Origin of the sequence: uncultured Streptococcus sp. (assembly GCF_963521255.1) — a bacterium.
Taxonomy (GTDB): domain Bacteria; phylum Bacillota; class Bacilli; order Lactobacillales; family Streptococcaceae; genus Streptococcus.
The window spans coordinates 1-20,081 of record NZ_CAUQTU010000009.1 but is presented as its reverse complement, the minus strand read 5'-3'; the positions used below and the strand labels follow the sequence as shown (position 1 = coordinate 20,081).

Below are 20,081 nucleotides of genomic sequence, written 5' to 3'. Positions count from 1 at the left end.
CCACTTATCTGTTTTCAGCTACCACAGACTCTCTAAAAAGTTTGAATGATTACTTTTCTGAATGGTTAAATTATATCATTTTTCAATTACTTGTCAAGACTCTTTTAGTATTTTTTTGAAATATTCAAAAACTTCCCCTATAGAAAAAGAGGAAGTTTGAAAGACATCAGCCCGAATTACGCAATCCTGTCGCAATTCCGTTGATGGTTGTATGGATTAATTTTTCTTGATCGCTTGATAATTCTCCTCGACGTTGACGTTTAATCAACTCCAACTGGATATAGTTAAGGATATTAAAGTAAGGCATACGGTAATCCAAACTTGCTTTTAGATATGGATTTTCAGCTAATAATTCGTCGTATCCTTCAATCTCTAGGATAACATTTTTAGTTAATTGCCATTCGTCTAAAATAGTATCATAAATAGCCTTCACTTGATCATCTTCACATAGTTTAGCATATTCAAAAGCAATATTCATGTTAGATTTTGACAAGACCATATCTACATTTGAAAGGAGAGACTGGAAGAAAGGCCAATTTTGGTACATATCTCGTAAGATAGCGATATTCTCTGGATTTTTATCGATAAACTCCTTGAAGCTTGATCCGACACCATACCATCCTGGAAACATGACACGACTTTGTGACCATGAGAAAACCCAAGGAATAGCACGCAAACCACCGATTTCAGTAATAGTCTTACGAGCAGCTGGACGCGAACCGATATTAAAGCTGGAAATAGCCTTGATTGGACTTGACTCAAAGAAATAATCATAAAAATGTTCATTCCCAAAGACTAAATCTCGATAAATATCATAACTACGGTCCACTACTTGATCCATAATAGCCTCATAGCGATTTGAGGTATTAGTATCACTCTTCCATTGAGTAATCATACGGTTAATGGCTGCTGAAACCAACATTTCAAGGTTATAATAGGCAGCATCTTTGTTACCGTATTTATTGCCAATTACTTCACCCTGCTCCGTCAAACGGATACGATCCTTGATAGACTTGAGCGGTTGAGATGTGATGGCTTCATAGGTTGGTCCACCACCACGACCAACAGTCCCACCACGGCCATGGAAGAAGGTAACCTTAACACCAAATTCATCTCCAATGGCAGTCAGTTGTTGTTGTGCCTTGTAGAGAGTCCAACATGATGATAGGTAGCCACCATCTTTATTACTATCAGAGTAACCAAGCATGATTTCCTGGTAATTATTACGTGAAGCAATCCATTTCTTAGCCAGACCAAGAGAAAGGTATTCTCTCATGGTTTCTTCTGAGCGGTCCAAGTCCTCGATTGTTTCAAAAAGAGGAACAATTTGGACACGAGCTCTTTCTTTATCAACTAAACCTACTTCTTTTAGTAAGATAGCCAATTCCAACATGTCTGATACGCTGGTTGCATGTGAAATGATGGTCTGACGAATGACATCATCTCCCAACTTATCTTTCAACTTACGAGCAGCCTTAAAGATTGCTAATTCTTTTTCAAGTAACTCTGATTTTTCAACATGAGTAGCAGAAAGAATGCGTGGATCTTCTTCCAATTCTTTCAAGAGAAGCTGGCATTTTCCCTCTTCACTTAGCTCGCTATAACGAGAATGAATTCCTGCTGATTTTAAGAGTTCTGCTACGCAGGCCTCATGAACACTAGAATCTTGACGCATGTCAATGGATGCCAAATAGAAACCAAAAATTTCAACTGCCTGAATCAGCTCAACAAAATCACCAGAAATTAGTGCTTCTCCCTTGTTTTCCAAGAGGGAATCACGGATGGTAATTAAATCCTTATAAAAATCATTAGCTGTTTCATAGCGAGCCCCAACTTCCTTATCTTCAATGAGATAAGCTTTTGTCGCTTGGATTTTTGATTGAATATCAAACAAGGCACGACGGTACAACTCTTTTTCACGATAAATAGAGTTATCCTTAGATTGACGAGCCATTTCTCTAACTTGCTTGCTTACATTGACAATACTGGTTGAGAGAGAGAACTCACGATAAAGTTGGTAAATCTTTTCATCATAGTAATTCATGATGACTTCACACTGGGTCATGGCAGATTTCTTCAAGGTATCTGCTGTCACAAAGGGATTCCCATCACGGTCTCCACCAATCCACATTCCCATAGTAATTGGTTTAGGATGTTTCAACTCCAAACCGTGTTTTTTAGCCAAACGCTTGTACTCAGCTGTCAAATGAGGAACTGCCTTCAGGAATGAACTATTGTAATATTCCATAACATTCGTGATTTCATTGGTTACTTTCAATTTCTTTTCACGAATCATATCTGTCTGCATGATAATCTCAATGTAACGACGGAGATCATTATGCCATTTTTCCTTATTGATCAAGCCTAATTTCACATCACGATACTTACGCAAGAGGGTGTGGATATGGTTAGTCAAATCCAGCATACTCTTACGTTGCACTTGTGTTGGATGGGCTGTCAAAACAGGGACAACATTCAAATGTTCTAAAATTTCAACCGCATTTTCTTTTTCTGCAACCATTTTGATAGTCGCTGACAATTTACCAAGATAATCTTGATCGATATTATTTTGGTGGTTGATTTCATAAGCCAAATCCACATCTTCTGAAATATTAATCAAAAGAGGCAAAATTGAGAAATAGCGTGAAATATAAGCCATTTCATCATTTGTCAGACTAGTAACTAATTGGTTCAAGCCTTGATAATCTTCTTGAGTTGACAATTCTTTCAACTGCATGATTTTTTCAAAAGTCTCTGGGGCAAGCATATTTTTAGTGATATCTTCTAACAATTCTGTTAAAATCAACACTTCTTCTTGCACGACAGCTTTATTACTATAGTTTTCTAATTTTTGAAGAGACATAGGTAATCCTTTCCGCTATCAACTCTACATATAGTGTGATGAGTGAGTTTCTAACTCCTCATATAATTGGGCACGTTTTTCACTTGCATCAATATTTAAGACAAAGGCGATGGCTACAGACAAGACTAGAAGACTGTTCCCTCCTTGCGATAGGAAAGGGAAGGTTACTCCAGTTGAAGGAATAATACCAGAAATTCCACCGATATTAACAAAGACCTGTACCAACATCATACCTCCAACCCCAATCGCCATCATGGAATTAAAGGGATTCTTAGCACGAATTCCCACCAGAATAATTCGTAAAATAAGGAAAAAGACAAGTGCCAAAATCAAGCTGGCTCCCACAAAGCCAAATTCTTCAATGACAATTGAAAATACAAAGTCTGTATGGGCCTCTGGTAGATAGCCACGTTTTTCGATTGAATTTCCTAAACCTAGACCAAACCATCCACCATTGACCATGGCAAAGTAAGAATTTGCAAGTTGGTGGCCTGCTCCTGCCAAATCGGCAAAGGGATTAAAGTAGGCACTGAAACGCTTGGCCACATATCCAAATACTGGAATTTTTAAAAACTTATCAACCCCTATCAAATCAATAGCTGTTAAAGAAAGGGCGGAAACGCCAAACAAAAGACCGATAAAGGCTACAAACCAGCGATGAGCAATCCCACTAAGTGTGTACATAATCAAGGCGACCAAAGCTAGGATAGTAGCATTCCCCAAATCTGGGAAGATAGCCAAACTTCCTATCATGACCAAGAGGACAAAACGCCAATCATTAAAAGCACGAGGAATCCATTGATTTTGAGTTAAAACTTGGAAATCATAAACAGCGATTTCATCCTGTTGTTTTGAAAAACGTTGAGCCAAGTACCAGACGATAATAATCTTCAAATACTCAGCTGGCTGAATGGTCAAAGGTCCGACTGATATCCAACCATAGGCTCCATTAACTGGTGTACCAATTAAGCGAGCCAGAGCTAATAAAATTAGCTCAACAAACATAACAATAAATAAAAGTCGTTCTTTTCTTAAAAAATTCAGTTTTAGCTTATATATCAAGGTAATCAATATTAAACTAAAGCCCCAAAACATTCCCTGACTTCGAACTAATTGCAGGGCACTTTTACCTTCTTCGATAAGAATGGCACTAGTTGTAGAATAGACTACAATCAAGCCCAAAATAGATAAAAGCAAATAAGGAACTAGGATAGAATAGTTTAATAGGTGCCTCTTACTAATCTTCATAGTATCACCAATCTAATGAGAACAAAAGAAATTATTCCCAAATTCCGTTTATTTTCTAGTTTTGATTGCTATTATACCATTTTTTCCGAAAGAAAAAAACTCTTATCCTTAAGATAGAAGATTTTCTCATAAGAAAAAGAGCACTTGGCTCTTTTTTCGTTTTATTCTTTTGATGAACTGCTTGAGCTTGAATCTCCGTTACCGATATATTGAGTGAAGATATTTTGGAAGGCTTGGTCTTTAACCTTGATATTGGCTGCTTGCAATTCTTTTCCGATAATGCTTTGAACAAATGTCGCATCGTTTTGTTTTTGGGTTAAGATAACCGTTTTTAATTTTTCTTTGTAATCATCGATATTAGATGATTTTTCTGTTTTCTTAGTGAGTTTTACAATGTAATATTGGCTACTATAGGCTTGTGTGCCAGTGGCTTTAATCACATCAGAAACGCCATTTACATCTAAAGCAAAAGCAGCTTTTTTAACTTGTTCTGGTACTTCTGTTGAAGCAGAATCAAAGGTGATTTCTCCACCATTCGCTTTGGTTTTCTCATCAGTTGAGTTATCTTTAGCTAATTGAGCGAAATCTGCGCCACTTGCCTTGGCTTTTTCAAGAATTTCTTTCGCTTTATCCTCATTATCAAGACGAATGATTTGAGCCGTTACATCTGGAGTGTACTCGTCAAAGGCCTTCTTGTAAGCATCATCTGTCAATTCAGCTTCTGCTGCCTTTTTAACTGCCAACTCAACTAATTTACTAGTACGAATTTGAGCTTTACGTGTTTCAAGAGTCATTCCTGCTTGTGACAAGACACGTTGGTAGTTCTCACCATATTGTTTTTCTTCTTCGGCAATAGTATCGTTGACTTCTTTGTCATCTACTTCTGAGCCATATTGTTTCTCAAATACTTTTTGGATGGTCAGGTTCAACAACACTTGTTGGGCTGAAGGGTTGCTCTTCACTTGCTCATAAAATTGATGTTCTGTGATAACATCTCCTTTCATGCTGATAAGGTCTGCTCCTTCTGAACCTTTCGAACAAGCTGCTAAAGTTGCTACTGATAATAGTGTAATGGCACCTGCCAATAGTTTTTTCTTCATGTCTACTCCTTTGAGATAAGTGTTACCCTATCTATTTTACTATATTTTCTTAAATTTTTCTGAAAATCATTCGCTGTCAGGCAATTGAACATCTGCTACATTTTTACGAAGCATGAGAATGCCGTCCCCTAAAGGTACTAATGTTGCGGTGAGTCCTGGATTGTCTAAAGTTGCATCAAATAATCTTTGAAGACCTCGATAAATGGTTCGCTGGCCACGACGGACTTCCATAATATCCTTGGCAACATCTCCACCTTGGAAAATATCATCCAAGACAACCACACCTCCAACGTCCAAATGTTTGAGGATTTCTGGTAGAAAGACGATGTATTTAGACTTAGCAGAATCCATAAAGACAAAATCATAGGACTCTGTCAGTGTAGATAAGACATCTACCGCATCTCCTTCTAGGAGCGTAATTTGCTTGCGACTGTCAAATTGAGCAAAATTTTCCTTGGCAAAACCAATCATTTCTGGATTGCGGTCAATGGTTGTAATCTTGGCCTTTGGAGCATGTTCCGCCATCAAGAGGGCTGAAAAACCGATAGCCGTCCCAATTTCCAGAATGTTTTTAGGTTGTATGGTTTCCATGAGAAAACGGAAATAAGCAACCGTTTCATGGGGAATAATGGGAATATTTTCCTTGCGGGCAAAGTCTTCCAATTCTTTCAAAGATCCTGTGACTTGCTTTTGACGCTGACGCATCAAGTCCACAATTTCTTCTTTGACAACAGGACGACGCATGTTATGGTTGGCATTTTTACTATACGATTCAACCATCTTATGCCAATCCCAATTTTTCAACAAGGGCTTCAAACTCATTCAAACGACGTTCAAAGACTGCAAAGGCATCGTTGAGGTAGTCTTCCTTCTCCATATCAACGCCAGCTTTTCTCATGACATTAAGTGGATAGTCAGATTTACCTGCCTTAAGGTAGTCGATATAGCGGTCACGGTCTTCTTGACTACCATGGACAATCTTTTCAGCCAAGGCTGAGGCTGCCGCAAAGCCTGTTGAATATTGATATACATAGTAGTTATAGTAGAAATGTGGAATGCGTGCCCACTCGTATTGGATTTCAGGATTGTCTTCCTTACTCAAACCATAATACTCTTGGTTCAAGTCTGCGTAGAGTTTATTTAAGAAATCACTTGTCAAGACTTCACCATTTTGATCCGCTTGGTGAATGGCGTGTTCAAACTCAGCAAATTGAGTTTGGCGGAAAACTGTTCCACGGAAACCGTCTAGGAAGTTATTGAGAATAGCAAAGCGCGTTGCGTCGTCTTCCACTTCTTCCAATAATTTCTCCGTCAAGATATTTTCATTGGTAGTTGATGCAATCTCAGCTAAGAAGATAGAATAATCTCCGTAAACATAAGGCTGCGTTTCGCGAGTATAGCTTGAATGCATACTATGACCTGTTTCATGAACAAGAGTAAAGAGATTGTCTAGATTGTCCTGCCAGTTAAGAAGCATAAAGGCATTGGTATCGTAAGAACCACCAGAATAGGCTCCAGAACGCTTGCCTTGATTTTCATAAACATCAATCCAACGCTCACTGAAGGCACGTTTAACACGGTTCAAGTAATCATCACCCAAGACTGCCAAGGCCTCTTCTGCCTTTTTCAAGGCTTCTTGGTAGGTGAAACTGTATTCAACAGATGAAAGCGGTGTGTAGACATCGTACATCTTGAGGTCTGAAATCCCCAAGATTTTTGAACGAAGCTCAAGGTAACGATGCAAGAGTGGTAAATGCTTGCGAACTGCTGTTACCAAATTGTCATAAACACTCTCTGGAACAAAATTGGCCGCTAGGGCTGCATGACGAGCACTCTTGTAGTTGCGAACTTTGGCACGGTAGTTTTGCACCTTAACATTGGTTTGCAAGGTTTTGGCATAGGTATGTTGGAATTGTTCGTAAGTCGCATAAAGAGCTTGATAGGCACCACGACGAACATCACGGTTTTTAGACTCCATCAAACGCATATAAACGCCATGTGATAATTGTACTTCGTTACCATCTTCATCTTTAACAAATGGAAAGACGATATCTGCATTATCTAAAATAGCGAAGGTTTCACTTGCCGAACCAAAGATTTCCCCAGCTCCAGCCAATAATTCTTCTTCTCGTTGTGATAGAACGTGTTCCTTGCCTTGCAAAAGCTTGTCAAAATAGTGTTGATAAAGCTGCAATTTTGGTTGAGCTTCTAAAAAGTCAGCATACTGCTTTTCGCTAATCTCCATAAATTCAGGCTCATAGAACGAAAAGGCTTGGTCCAGCTGACTGTAGAGTGTCATAGCCTTGGCATAGTACTCTTGGTACTTGGCTTCACGTGTATCCTGGTCATTCTTCATATGAGCATAAACGTAAAGCTTCTCCGTCTGGCGTTCCATTTCAAGAGAAAATTCAGTAATTTCTAGTAGGCTATCCGCACTATCCAAGAGATGGCCTTCATACTGGGCTACTTTCTCCAATTGCTCTGTTAAATCTTTTAAGGCTTCTTCCCAAGCCTGGTCAGTGGGGTAGATCGTTGATAGATCCCATGTATCTTTTTCATTTATTTCATTTCTTTGTAATACCATTAGATTCCTCCATCCTTTCTATTCTACCATATTTTTCAAGAAATATTGCTGATAAAAGGCTGGTGGATAGAGCATTTGCCAATCATTTTGAGGATTTTCTTGGTAATAGGTTTGAAAATACTGATAATAGCTGGTCAAGTCCTTCTCAATTTGGCAAAACTCACCTACTAGTGGTCGAATTTGTGGATACCATTCTTTTAGTCCATAAGTCAGGAGATTTTCTCCCTTCTGATAGGCTTCTGCTTGTTCTTTCATCCAAATGGGATTTTGATAATAAAGTTGTTGCTGAATATAGCGACAGATGTCCTTGTCCTCAGAAACTGTAAAATGCGATATTTTTTGTTTCTTATAGGGAAAACGTAATATCTCCAGTAAACTATCTTGGCCATAGGGAAATGCCTTGATTTGATAATGGAGTTTGCCTCGAAGATCCTGGTGTATGAGATATTTAAGCCTTAAAAGCTGTTTTTCCTTGTCTAATTCCCAAATATAAAAGCCCATGTTTTGACTGAAATAAAGAAAACCTTCTTGCAGACGAGTCAAACGCTCCTTGAGCCACAGTTTTTCTCCCAGCAACCACAGTACTTGGTAACCCTGACTACGATAGCCCTCACTGCGCTCTTTAAGAATTTTTTGAGGCAAGGGACTACACTGGACTTCTAGAGCTAGATTACCATTTACAAACACATCTGCAATCTGTTTAAGCTCTGGAAGGGGGTATTCTAATTGCACCTCAGCCTCTGTTTTCAACCAGTGATAGAGGACTTCCTTATTTGTCAAGTGTTCTGGGCTTTCATTTTCAAAGGAGTAATCACAGTCTTTTAGGGATTTGTGGGCAAAATGGGTTCGGACACTTGGTCCTTGACGCAAACGGAGCTGACCTCCACAAGCTGGGCAGGTGTATGCTTGCTTCTCAAGCTTATCCTCTAACACATTTACCAATTCTCCCCTAGTATCTCTCGCAACAAACATGATTCCCTCCTTTTCTATATTATTCGAAAAAAAGAAAAAAGATCAGGAAAATTCCTAATCTTCATCACTCTATAATTTTAGAGTTGCAAGCGACTTTCAAGAGCTTGTGTCAACACTTCAGAATAGTTTACTTTCTCACGATCTGCAAGTCTGACTAGCCACTCTGGAACCGTAACATTTTTTCGAATCGCTTTATTATTCTTTACGAAAGGCAAGGGATTAACCTGAATCAAAGTCACAAATCCATCAGGAGCTTTCAACTCAGCAATGTCACTAGGAGTAGGCAGAGCCAGTCCTTCATCAATATAAGAAGCTAAAACACTCTCAAGCATTTCCCGAGCATTTTTCATTGCAAGTTCAATCGTTGCTCCCTCTGTCCCACCTCCAAATTCCGGAAATTCGATCCAATACCCAGTGCCTTCTTTATGAAAAATAGCAGGATAAGATTTTAGCATAATACACCTCCACAATTTCCAAATCAACTATAATCCCAAATCTTTTAATATTTTTCTCTCTAGACCTTTTCCTAAATCCTCATTAGCGTGAACTGGAATAGTGACAAGATAGGGAACCCCTACTTTCTTAAAATGATGATGACTTCCTCTCTTACGAACTTCAATCCATCCATTTGCAAGAGCTAATTTTACCATTTCCTTACCTATGATTGGCATTTATGGTCACCTTTCTATCTAAAATTATACTTATAATGCGTATTTTTGTCAATTCTTCTATCTTATCTATTCGTAAAAAAGAAAAAAAGATCAGGAAAATTCCTAATCTTCATGTGTGTTTACTTGATTTTCTTAGCTAGCATGGTCGCAAAGCGTAGTTGAATACGATTGCCATTCTCATCGCGACGGTGCAAATGGCCTGGATTTTCATTGTACTTGACCAATTCCCAGTCCTTGTAATAGTTCGCTAGTTCGCCTTCCTTAAAGGTAAATGGGAAGTTCACTGAACAAGGATAATCCTCCGTGTCCATGGCACAAACGATAAGATTGTAACCACCAACAGTGGTTTTCTCCTGCATATTTTTGATAATTTCAGGAATGCGGTCTGCTTGCAAAAACATCAAAACAACAGTTGATACGATAAAATCATATTCTTGCCCAATGCTGGCTGAATTGATATCGTAAAGACCAACAGGCATGTCCAGGTCTTCTTGCTCCACAATGCTTTGCAAGATTTCAAGGGCCAGTTCATTTTGATCTACAGCTGTCACATCAAAACCATTCTGTGCAAGAAAGAGAGAGTTACGGCCCTGACCACAGCCCAAATCCAAGGCTTTTCCTGGTTTTACTATCTGCATAGCCTCTAGAACCTCTGAATGAACAGGATTGGTATTGTATTTTTTAGGGAAATAATCCTCAGGTTTACAATAAAATTCCAAATACCATTCTACATCGTCTGTGGCAGCTTCCACTCGGTGCCAGGCTTGTGGTTGTGCCATGGGATTGTCAGCCCCTGCTTCAAATAGGTGTTCAGCTAGAACCTCACCATCTTCTGTCAATTCAATAAACTTGAGAGCTCCCTTCAAGACAGTAATTTTCCCCCAAGTCCTAACCTTGGTATTGTGTTTCTGCTGAACAGCCTCTGGCATAGTTTCTTTAGTCCACAAAGGCATACGTTTATAGGCAACTAGTTTTTCCATCTTCATTCCTCTTTTTATCGCTGATTAACAGCTTTCATAACACGCGCAATGTCGCGGTTTTGCTCACGTCGTTTGATAGACTCCCGTTTATCATAGTCATGCTTCCCTTTAGCTAAACCTAAAAGGAGCTTGGCATAGCCATCTTTGATATAGACTTTAAGAGGAACCAGCGTCATTCCTGTTCCTTTAGTCTCTTGTTCCAATTTTTGAATTTGTTTCTTATGGAGCAGGAGTTTGCGGCGACGTTCTGGTTCCTGGTTCCAGATATTACCCTCTTCGTAAGGAGCGATATGAACATTGCTCAACCAGACTTCCCCATTTTTTACTTGGGCAAAGCCGTCTTTGAGATTGATTCGAGCAGCTCGTACACTCTTGATTTCAGTTCCAGTCAGGACCATCCCTGCCTCTAACGTATCTACGATAGTATAGTCGTGGCGCGCCTTTTTATTTTGCGCGACGACCTTTCCCTCGCCCTTTGCCATGCTTGGCTCCTTTCTTAGCTACTTCCTTGTAAAAAGGTTTCTTTCCTTTTTTCTGCTTATCTTTTTGAGAATGCTTGCGCTTATCATTTGAGCGTCCTGATTTCCTCTTGTCTTCCTTCTTATCTGAACGACGACTTGAACCACGCCCTCTGTCACTATGACTAGACTGTTTTAAGCCTTTTTCAATCACATCAAACTCACTTGGGATGTAAGAGAAGTCAATTTCACCAGTCATCTTGTCGGCTCTTTCAACCCGGATACGGATTTGCTGTCCGACACGGAAGGTTGTTCCCGATTTCTCCCCACGAAGGGTCAAATCACGCTCATTGAAATGATAAAATTCAGATAGATTGGTGATGTGAATCAAGCCTTCAACTGTGTTTGGCAATTCGACAAAGAGACCGAATTTAACGATGCTGGACACAACCGCATCGTACTCTTCGCCCACATATTCTTCCATATACTCAGCCTTTTTCATGGCTTCGACTTCACGCTCAGCCTCAATGGCACGACGTTCACGGTTGGAAGACTGGGTCGCAATCTCTGGAATCACTTGCTCAAAATGCTCGGCTATTTCCTTAGAACGGCCGTAATCCCGAATCATACGGTGAACAAGAAGGTCTGGATAACGACGAATCGGACTGGTAAAGTGAGTATAATAGTCAGCAGCTAGTCCATAGTGGCCGTGATTATGCTCAGAATAGCGAGCCTGCTGCATGGAGCGTAGAAGCATCATAGACAAGACATCTGCATAAGGTTCTCCCTCAACAGCACGCATGATGTCTTGAAGTGCCTCCTGGCTAATCTCACTGGCAGTCCCATAAATGCGCAAGCCAAAACTCGAAGCATAATCAATAAACTTCTGAACCTTTTCAGCCTTAGGCTCCTCGTGAATTCGATAGATGAAAGGCAAATCCAACTTGCTGAAATGCTCGGCAACTGTTTCATTGGCCATCAACATAAAGGACTCGATCATCCGCTCGGCAATGCCACGCTGACGAAGAACGATATCAACAGGCTTACCCTGTTTATCCACTAAAATCTTCGCTTCGTTGGTATCGAAATTGAGGGCTCCACGTTTCACACGCATGTTTTCTAGAGTTTCATGGAGCTTGGCCATGAGTTCGATACTGGGAACAATTTTCTTATATTCTTGTCTCTTCTCCTCGTCACCTGCTAGGATATCATTGACATCGCTATAGGTCATACGAAAACTGGTCTTGATAACTGTTTGTGTAATGGTATAATTAACCACACGACCATGTTTATCAATCTCCATAATGGCAGACTGGGTCAGACGGTCAACTTGAGGATTGAGGGAGCAGATGCCATTTGACAGTCGTTCTGGAAGCATTGGAACCACACGGTCTGTCACATAAACAGAAGTCGCACGATTAAGGGCTTCCTTATCCAGGGCAGACCCCTCGGTCACATAGTAGGAAACATCTGCGATGTGAACACCAAGCTCCAGATTTCCATTTTTCAAGGCCTTGATATGCACCGCATCGTCCAAGTCTTTGGCGTCAGCGCCATCAATGGTGAAGGTAATCTCATCTCTTAGATCCAAACGACCTTCCATATCCTTTTGAGACGGAGCATCAGGCACACTTTCTGCTTCCTTGACAACAGCTTCTGGAAACTCAGATACAATGTCCATTGATTCCAAGACCTCAAGAACATCAATTCCGACATCCGTTGAATGCCCCACCACATCGAGGACACTAGCGACAAAGAAATCATGTTTCTTGCTTGGGTATTTATCGATAAGGACCTTGAGAACTTCTGTTCCTTCAAGTTTAAGGGCTGGTCTCTTAACATAAATTGGTTGACTGATTTTCTGATTTTTCGAACGAATGTAGCCAGCATACTTAGGCTTTTCCTGATCTAAAACGATTTGGCCAACAACAGTTGTCAAACTGTGTTCTAGGATATCAATAATTTTGGCTTCTGCTGCTGTTCCCTTATTGCGGTCAGCGACTTTCTTAATCACTACCTCGACGGTATCACCATCAATAGCATAGTTGACATCATTTTTCCCTACAAAAAGGTCGTCCTCCTCGCCTTCCAGACTAACAAAGCCAAAGCCATTTTTATGGGCATGAAAAATCCCCTTGAGGGTAATCTCATGTTTTTTCTTAATTTCTAATGTCAGACTACCATCTTCTTCAAAGCGAATCTGGTGCTTTCTTTCCATTAGAGACAAGGTTTTAATCAAGTCACGAAAATCCTTGGACCCATCTTTTCCCAAATCCTGAGCCAAGTCATTGACAGTTACCTTTCCCTTGTCTTGTAAATATTCTTTTATTCTATCTTTCATATTTTCTTTCTAGATTTTTTATTTTCTTTTACTGTAAAACCTTCTCAAATATCTTTTAAAAATAAAAAGAGGCAAAGACCTAGTCCTGCCCATTATTTTCTTATCTACTTGATAATACCGTCAATGCTAAGGCAATGGCTAGCCAGAAAAAGACTAAAATCCCTGTCAAACGCTGCATTACAGCTTCAAAACCGCGAGCTTTACTGCGTTCAAACAAATCACCTGAGCTGGCATCAAATACATTGCTGGATTGGTTTTTGGTTGGTTGCATGAAAATCGCAATCACAATCACAACAGATAATACTAATAAAATGGTTAATAATAGGTTATACATATCAAACTCCTTAAAATCCCTATTATTTTACCATAAAATCTACTTAGATTCAAGATGTAGGGTTACTTTTCTTTCCTTGGGACAATACTTTAAAACCCCAATCTTGTCTGGATGAGTTTTTGAGTTTTTACTGGTTAGGTAATTGATACTGCCACAAGAGGAGCATTTTAGATTAATTTTTACTCGCACTAGATTTCCTTTACTTTTAATAATGTTCGAAATTGAAGCAGGTTAAAGAGACAACTAAAGGCAACACAAAGGCTTGTCGCATAAAATACTGCATGGTAGCCAAATTGACCTGCTACTGCAGAACCTGCCATGGGACCAACGACACCTCCCAGATAAAAGAATACCTGATTGAAGGCAAATACTCTTGAAATACCTGGTTTTGGAGTCATCTTACTGAGAAGAGCATTAACTCCAGGAATCAAGGCACCTGTCCCCAATCCAAAGAGGAAACGATAAAGTCCTAGTTGAAGGGGGCTAGAGGCATTGGCACATAGGAGATAGATGATAACTGAATAAAACTGGGCTACAACCAAGAGGCGATGGTTGCCCACCTTGTCACCTAGCTTTCCCATGACTCCTGCACTCATCATACTGGAAAAGCCCATACTGGACACAATCAGACCAGAGACAAAAAGAAGATTCTCTGTCTGGCCTAAGTCGCGAACATACAGAGCTAAGATAGGGCCGATTGATTGAGCTGAAAATTGGATGACAAAACTGGTCAGAAAGAGGTTGACCAAGAGATAGGGATATTTAACTGATGTAAATAATTCCTTTGTTGGGATGGCCTTTTCCTTGGCTACTGGTTGAAAATCTTCCTTGATAAAGCAAATGGTCAAAATAGCAGCTAAAAATAGAAAACTACCCACCAGTAAAAAGACAGTACGAATGCCAAATAATTCTGCGATAAAGCCACCAATAAAGGGACCAGTTAGAGTGCCTGCAACTACGCCTGTAGACAAAGTACCTAAGGCAGAGCCTGATTTCTCCTTAGGAACCTGACTGGCTATCAAGGCCGTTGCATTAGGAACAAATCCTGCAAATACCCCGTTTAATAAACGAAGAAAGATTAACCAATAAATATTTGGGACAAAGGCCAAGCCTCCCATAGTAATGGTCATGGCCATGCCAGCCCGAATCATCATGGGTTTGCGACCGTATTTGTCAGCAAGGATGCCCCAGATAGGAGAGAAAAGTGCTGCAGAAATGGCAGAAACAGAAATAGCTAAACCTGCATAAAAAGCAACTTGATCACTCCCTACACCTAGATTTTCCACAAAGATGGGCATAAAAGGCACAACTAAGGAAATACTGGCTCCTGTCAGAAAATTACCAAACCAGGCAATGCGCAGATTATCCTTCCAGTTAATCTCTGTCATCTTAGCTACCTCCCTCAAGCAAGGAGACTACCTGAGTTAGAAGCTGTTCCTGATTGCCATTGTTGTCTAGAACATGGCTGGCTAAATCTTTCTTTTTCTCTAAAGGCCACTGGGCTGCCAAACGAGACTCAGCTTCATCCTTGGACAGCTGGTCCCTTTTCATCAACCGTTCTACTTGGACATCTCGGTCCACATAGACCAACCACGTCTCATCAAACCAAGAGGCATAGTCCTGCTCAAAAAGCAGGGGAATATCCATGAAAAAAATCTCTTCTGTCTGAGCCAACTGGTCTCTTAATGTAGCCAACTCTTCACGAATAATCTCTCCTTGGATTTGCTTAGACCATTCTTGTTCTTGAGGATTTGGAAAGATGAGACTAGCTAGGAGAGGGCGATTAAGTTCTCCGTTTTCAAGGATGATTTTTTGACCAAAATGCTGGACTAGAGCCTCAAACAGACGACCGCCAGGTTTCTGTAGTTGGTGGACGACTGCGTCGGCATCCACTACTTGAAAACCTTGCTTTCTTAGAAAATTTGTCACGGTTGACTTACCAGAGGCAATTCCTCCTGTGATTCCAATGATTTTTCCCATCAGTCCCTCCTTTGACAAGTTGGACAAAAGTGGGTGCCTCGTCCGCCTAATTGGATTTTCTCAATGATGGTGCCACAGCGTACACATTCTTGACCAGCCTTGTCATAGACCTGATGAAAATCCTGCATGGTTCCGTCTTCCCCAAAGGCATTGGTATAAGTCCGAATGGTGGAGCCACCTTTTTCAACAGCCTGGCCCAATACAGCAATGGTCTGGTCATGAATGGCTGACGCTTCTTCTGCTGTCAAAGTCTGAGAAAGTCTAGCTGGATGAACCTGAGCTCGCCATAGGACCTCATCTACATAGATATTACCCAGACCAGCTACCAAGGTCTGGTCTAGGAGATGGGATTTGATAGGCTTTTTGGACTTGGCTAGGGCAGCTTGAAAGACCTGTAAATCAAAGTCTTGCTCCCTTGGTTCAGGCCCTAATTTCTTAGAAATAAAGTAGGTATCCAAAAGGTCAGGAGACAATAGTTCCATAGTACCAAACTTGCGTACATCCTCATAAACAAGCGTGCCACCGTCTTCAAACTGGAAGAAAACATGGGCATGCTTGCGTTCAGGAACCTGGTCCGGATAGTAAAAATACTTGCCCTCCATCCGCAGATGGGAAATCAAGACCTTGTCTGTCAGGTAAAAAAGCAAGTATTTGCCACGGCGCCCCATTGACTCAACAACTTGGCCAGGCACTTCCTTTTGAAACTCGTCCAAGTCCGTCTTAATCATCTTTGGATAACGAATTTCTACACTCGAAATCTTCTTTCCCAAAATCAATTTTTCTAAGCCACGACGAACGGTTTCAACCTCTGGTAATTCAGGCATACGTCCTCCTTCTGTAAAAACAAGAAGCAGGCATGTGCCCACCTCTACTTAGTATTCTTTTTCATTATAGCCAAAGTCAGCCAAATCTAGCTTTTTATCGCGCCAGTTTTTCTTGACCTTGACCCAGGTTTCTAGGAAGACCTTGTCTCCTAGCATGAGTTCAATATCACGACGGGCCATACTACCAATTTTCTTAAGCATAGCGCCACCTTTACCGATGATAATCCCTTTCTGACTATCGCGCTCCACCATGATGGTTGCACGGATGTGAACCTTGTCTGTCTCTTCGTCTCGTTTCATAGAGTCAACAACTACTGCTACCGAATGCGGAATCTCTTCACGAGTTAGGTGCAAGACTTTCTCGCGAACCATTTCAGAAACCAAGAAACGTTCTGGATGGTCTGTGATTTGATCAGACGGGAAATATTGGAAACCTTCGTCCAGATTTTCACTCAAAATATCAACTAAACGTGAGACATTATTTCCCTGAAGGGCTGAGATAGGAACAATTTCCTTGAAGTCCATCTGATTACGGAAATCATCAATCTGAGACAAAAGCTGGTCTGGATGAACCTTATCAATCTTGTTCACCACCAGAATCACAGGGACCTTGGCAGCCTTGAGACGCTCGATAATCATGTCGTCTCCCTTACCACGCGCTTCATCAGCAGGCACCATAAAAAGAACAGTGTCCACTTCACGAAGGGTGCTGTAGGCAGACTCAACCATGAAATCTCCAAGAGCTGTTTTAGGCTTGTGAATCCCTGGTGTATCGATAAAGACGATTTGCTCCTTATCGGTCGTGTAAATTCCCATGATTTTGTTGCGCGTTGTCTGCGCCTTGTCACTCATGATGGCAATCTTTTGCCCCATAACGTGATTCAAAAAAGTTGACTTCCCAACATTGGGACGTCCTAAAATGGCTACAAAGCCTGATTTAAAAGTCATAATTTCCTCTTACTGTTACTGTTTAAAATAATAAATCCCAGATTCGTGGGAGAAAAATCAATGCGCCTGTTAAGGCAGCGAAAAGAGAGACCACTAATACCGCGCCAGCTGCCATATCCTTGGCATTTTTAGCTAGCATGGAAAAGTGATAGTGACTGGCCAAATCCACCACATTTTCAATAGCAGAGTTGATAATCTCAAATGCTACTACCAAGAAAATGCTCAATAGGAGAAAGAGCCATTCGATTCGTGACACCTGAAAAATAAAACCTGCAAGGATGACCACGAGAGCGGTCACTGCATGTTTTCGCATATTGCGTTCTTCCTTGATGGCAGTAAAAATTCCTGTGAGGGCAAATTCTAAACTGGATATCAAGTCACGATTTTTCCATTTTCGTTTATTGTCTTGTGAGTCCATAGGCTGTCAAAATTTCTTCTTGTAAACCGAACATCTCCGCTTCTTCTTCTGGAGTGTAGTGATCATAGCCGTTGATATGTAAAAAGCCGTGTACTGCCAAGAAGCCCATCTCACGCTCAAAGCTGTGACCATATTCCTCAGCCTGCTCATGAGCCTTATCGATAGAGATAAACAGTTCTCCAATATAGGCATCAAACTCAGACATCATCTCTGCTAATTCAGGATTTTCAAGCAAGTCCTCTTCGTCAAAGGCAATTTCCAACTCTGGCTTATATTCAAGGCTGATGACGTCTGTCGGACGGTCTGTGTCACGGTACTCTAGATTGAGTTCATGGCTGCGTTCATTAGTCACAAAGGTAACTGCCATCTCCTTGTCTTCTTTGCCTAATTTTTGGGCTGCAAATTCCAAAATTTCTTGGGTTTGTTGCAACATTTCTTTTGAAACTTGACCAGTTTCATCTACCATTTCAATATACATGTGCTTCTCGTTTCTCTTTACTTGGCTTTATTATACCACATTTCCATGATTTTATTCTACCTTTTTGATATAATACTATGGAATACAATCACAAGGAGAGAACGATGTCATTTGACGGATTTTTTTTACACCACATGGTTGAGGAATTGCGAAGAGAGTTAGTGAACGGTCGCATTCAGAAAATCAATCAGCCTTTTGAACAAGAGTTGGTCTTGCAAATCCGCAGCAATCGCCAAAGTCATCGCCTACTCCTTTCTGCTCATCCAGTTTTTGGACGCATTCAGCTGACCCAAACAACTTTTGAAAATCCAGTCCAACCTTCTACCTTTATTATGGTTTTGAGAAAGTATTTGCAGGGGGCCCTGATTGAGTCTATTGAGCAGATTGAAAATGACCGTATTGTGGAAATCACTGTTTCCAATAAAAACGAGATTGGAGACCATATTCAGGCTACCTTGATTATCGAAATCATGGGAAAACACAGTAATATTCTACTGGTCGATAAAAGCAGTCATAAAATCCTTGAAGTTATCAAACACGTCGGCTTTTCACAAAACAGCTACCGCACTTTACTTCCTGGATCGACCTATATCGCTCCGCCAAGCACGGAATCGCACAATCCTTTCACGGTCAAGGACGAGAAACTCTTTGAAATCCTGCAAACACAGGAAACGACAGCTAAAAATCTTCAAAGCCTCTTTCAAGGTCTAGGACGTGATACAGCAAATGAATTGGAAAACATTCTGGTTAGTGATAAACTGTCTACTTTCCGTAACTTTTTCAGTCAAGAAACCAAGCCATGCTTGACAGAGACTTCCTTTAGTCCAGTTCCTTTTGCAAATCAGGTGGGAGAGCCTTTTGCCAGCCTTTCTGACTTGCTGGACACCTACTATAAGGACAAGGCAGAACGCGACCGTGTCAAACAGCAAGCTAGTGAACTGATTCGTCGTGTTGAAAATGAACTTCAGAAAAATCGACATAAGCTAAAAAAACAAGAAAAAGAGTTACTAGCGACAGACAATGCTGAAGAATTTCGCCAAAAAGGGGAATTGCTAACAACCTTCCTCCACCAAGTGCCTAACGACCAAGACCAGGTTATCCTAGACAACTACTATACCAACCAACCTATCACGATTGCGCTTGATAAGGCTCTGACTCCCAACCAAAATGCCCAACGCTATTTTAAACGGTATCAGAAACTCAAAGAAGCTGTCAAATACTTGACTGATCTGATTGAGGAAACCAAGGCCACTATTCTCTATCTTGAAAGTGTGGAAACTGTTCTCAACCAAGCTGGACTGGAAGAAATCGCTGAAATTCGTGAAGAATTGATCCAAACAGGTTTTATCCGCAGAAGACAACGAGAAAAAATCCAGAAGCGCAAAAAACCAGAACAATATCTAGCAAGCGATGGCAAGACCATCATCTATGTCGGACGCAATAACCTGCAAAATGAGGAATTGACCTTTAAAATGGCCCGCAAGGAGGAACTTTGGTTCCATGCCAAGGACATTCCTGGAAGCCATGTTGTCATCTCAGGAAATCTTGACCCATCCGATGAAGTCAAAACAGACGCAGCAGAGCTGGCCGCCTACTTCTCTCAAGGTCGCTTGTCAAATCTGGTGCAGGTAGATATGATTGAAGTCAAGAAACTCAACAAACCAACTGGCGGAAAACCAGGCTTTGTCACTTACACAGGACAAAAGACCCTCCGTGTCACACCAGATCCAGAAAAAATAGCATCCATGAAAAAATCCTGATTTTACTTGAAATCAGGATTTTTAGCTTATACTCTTCGAAAATCAAATTCAAACCACGTCAACGTCACCTTGCCGTACTCAAGTACAGCCTGCGGCTAGTTTCCTAGTTTGCTCTTTGATTT

General features: G+C 40.7%; 20 protein-coding genes and 1 other annotated feature (1 of these 21 running past the window's edge). Of the genes, 1 reads left to right on the top strand and 19 read right to left on the bottom strand.

Going from position 1 to position 20,081, the window contains the following annotated elements:
* Positions 1-69, bottom strand: a binding site (T-box leader) (it extends 149 nt beyond the left edge of the window).
* Between the two features lie 97 nt (positions 70-166).
* The 19 genes from ppc to ybeY all read right to left on the bottom strand — a co-directional run bounded on the left by ppc (position 167) and on the right by ybeY (position 18,199).
* Positions 167-2,863, bottom strand: a complete 2,697-nt coding sequence (gene ppc / locus RWP09_RS07250) for a phosphoenolpyruvate carboxylase (RefSeq protein ID WP_314435920.1) — start codon at positions 2,861-2,863, stop codon at positions 167-169.
* Between the two features lie 24 nt (positions 2,864-2,887).
* On the bottom strand, positions 2,888-4,111 hold the full coding sequence (ftsW, locus tag RWP09_RS07245; protein WP_314435918.1) for a cell division peptidoglycan polymerase FtsW: 1,224 nt from the start codon (positions 4,109-4,111) through the stop codon (positions 2,888-2,890).
* A gap of 161 nt (positions 4,112-4,272) precedes the next feature.
* A complete protein-coding gene (gene prsA / locus RWP09_RS07240) occupies positions 4,273-5,211 on the bottom strand; it encodes a peptidylprolyl isomerase PrsA (protein WP_314435916.1) in 939 nt (312 codons plus the stop codon).
* Between the two features lie 66 nt (positions 5,212-5,277).
* Positions 5,278-5,991 carry an O-methyltransferase gene (locus tag RWP09_RS07235; RefSeq protein ID WP_125452169.1) on the bottom strand — a complete coding sequence of 238 codons (714 nt, stop codon included), beginning with the start codon at positions 5,989-5,991 and terminating at the stop codon, positions 5,278-5,280.
* Position 5,992: 1 nt separating this feature from the next.
* Positions 5,993-7,795, bottom strand: coding sequence for an oligoendopeptidase F (gene pepF, locus RWP09_RS07230; RefSeq protein WP_314435910.1), 1,803 nt, complete (start codon positions 7,793-7,795; stop codon positions 5,993-5,995).
* Between the two features lie 18 nt (positions 7,796-7,813).
* On the bottom strand, positions 7,814-8,767 hold the full coding sequence (locus tag RWP09_RS07225) for a competence protein CoiA family protein (protein WP_314435908.1): 954 nt from the start codon (positions 8,765-8,767) through the stop codon (positions 7,814-7,816).
* Positions 8,768-8,844: 77 nt separating this feature from the next.
* Positions 8,845-9,222 carry a type II toxin-antitoxin system HicB family antitoxin gene (locus RWP09_RS07220; protein WP_050252888.1) on the bottom strand — a complete coding sequence of 126 codons (378 nt, stop codon included), beginning with the start codon at positions 9,220-9,222 and terminating at the stop codon, positions 8,845-8,847.
* 27 nt (positions 9,223-9,249) lie between these two features.
* Positions 9,250-9,438: a type II toxin-antitoxin system HicA family toxin gene (locus RWP09_RS07215; protein WP_314435904.1), complete on the bottom strand. Its 189-nt coding sequence runs from the start codon at positions 9,436-9,438 to the stop codon at positions 9,250-9,252.
* Positions 9,439-9,557: 119 nt separating this feature from the next.
* A complete protein-coding gene (tehB, locus tag RWP09_RS07210) occupies positions 9,558-10,418 on the bottom strand; it encodes an SAM-dependent methyltransferase TehB (protein WP_314435902.1) in 861 nt (286 codons plus the stop codon).
* Positions 10,419-10,432: 14 nt separating this feature from the next.
* Positions 10,433-10,900 carry an SsrA-binding protein SmpB gene (smpB, locus tag RWP09_RS07205; protein ID WP_001051750.1) on the bottom strand — a complete coding sequence of 156 codons (468 nt, stop codon included), beginning with the start codon at positions 10,898-10,900 and terminating at the stop codon, positions 10,433-10,435.
* The gene (gene rnr, locus RWP09_RS07200) at positions 10,863-13,217 is read right to left on the bottom strand and encodes a ribonuclease R (protein ID WP_314435900.1); all 2,355 of its coding nucleotides are present in this window, start codon (positions 13,215-13,217) and stop codon (positions 10,863-10,865) included. The genes smpB and rnr overlap by 38 nt, the downstream gene beginning before the upstream one ends.
* Positions 13,218-13,317: 100 nt before the next feature.
* Positions 13,318-13,551 carry a preprotein translocase subunit SecG gene (gene secG, locus RWP09_RS07195; protein ID WP_000282517.1) on the bottom strand — a complete coding sequence of 78 codons (234 nt, stop codon included), beginning with the start codon at positions 13,549-13,551 and terminating at the stop codon, positions 13,318-13,320.
* A gap of 39 nt (positions 13,552-13,590) precedes the next feature.
* Complete coding sequence (gene rpmG, locus RWP09_RS07190) at positions 13,591-13,740, bottom strand: 50S ribosomal protein L33 (RefSeq protein WP_261008772.1); 150 nt, start codon at positions 13,738-13,740, stop codon at positions 13,591-13,593.
* The gene (locus RWP09_RS07185; protein ID WP_314435895.1) at positions 13,740-14,939 is read right to left on the bottom strand and encodes a multidrug efflux MFS transporter; all 1,200 of its coding nucleotides are present in this window, start codon (positions 14,937-14,939) and stop codon (positions 13,740-13,742) included. The genes rpmG and RWP09_RS07185 overlap by 1 nt, the downstream gene beginning before the upstream one ends.
* 1 nt (position 14,940) lies before the next feature.
* Complete coding sequence (gene coaE, locus RWP09_RS07180) at positions 14,941-15,531, bottom strand: dephospho-CoA kinase (RefSeq protein ID WP_314435893.1); 591 nt, start codon at positions 15,529-15,531, stop codon at positions 14,941-14,943.
* On the bottom strand, positions 15,531-16,355 hold the full coding sequence (mutM, locus tag RWP09_RS07175; protein ID WP_314435891.1) for a DNA-formamidopyrimidine glycosylase: 825 nt from the start codon (positions 16,353-16,355) through the stop codon (positions 15,531-15,533). The genes coaE and mutM overlap by 1 nt, the downstream gene beginning before the upstream one ends.
* Positions 16,356-16,403: 48 nt before the next feature.
* Positions 16,404-17,303 carry a GTPase Era gene (era, locus tag RWP09_RS07170; protein WP_000143264.1) on the bottom strand — a complete coding sequence of 300 codons (900 nt, stop codon included), beginning with the start codon at positions 17,301-17,303 and terminating at the stop codon, positions 16,404-16,406.
* A 22-nt stretch (positions 17,304-17,325) separates the two neighbouring features.
* A complete protein-coding gene (locus tag RWP09_RS07165) occupies positions 17,326-17,721 on the bottom strand; it encodes a diacylglycerol kinase family protein (protein WP_045611476.1) in 396 nt (131 codons plus the stop codon).
* On the bottom strand, positions 17,702-18,199 hold the full coding sequence (ybeY, locus tag RWP09_RS07160) for an rRNA maturation RNase YbeY (RefSeq protein WP_000275156.1): 498 nt from the start codon (positions 18,197-18,199) through the stop codon (positions 17,702-17,704). The genes RWP09_RS07165 and ybeY overlap by 20 nt, the downstream gene beginning before the upstream one ends.
* Before the next feature lie 104 nt (positions 18,200-18,303).
* Between ybeY and pavA the strand changes: the two genes are divergently transcribed.
* Positions 18,304-19,959: an Rqc2 family fibronectin-binding protein PavA gene (gene pavA / locus RWP09_RS07155; protein ID WP_314435873.1), complete on the top strand. Its 1,656-nt coding sequence runs from the start codon at positions 18,304-18,306 to the stop codon at positions 19,957-19,959.
* Positions 19,960-20,081 lie beyond the last annotated feature (122 nt).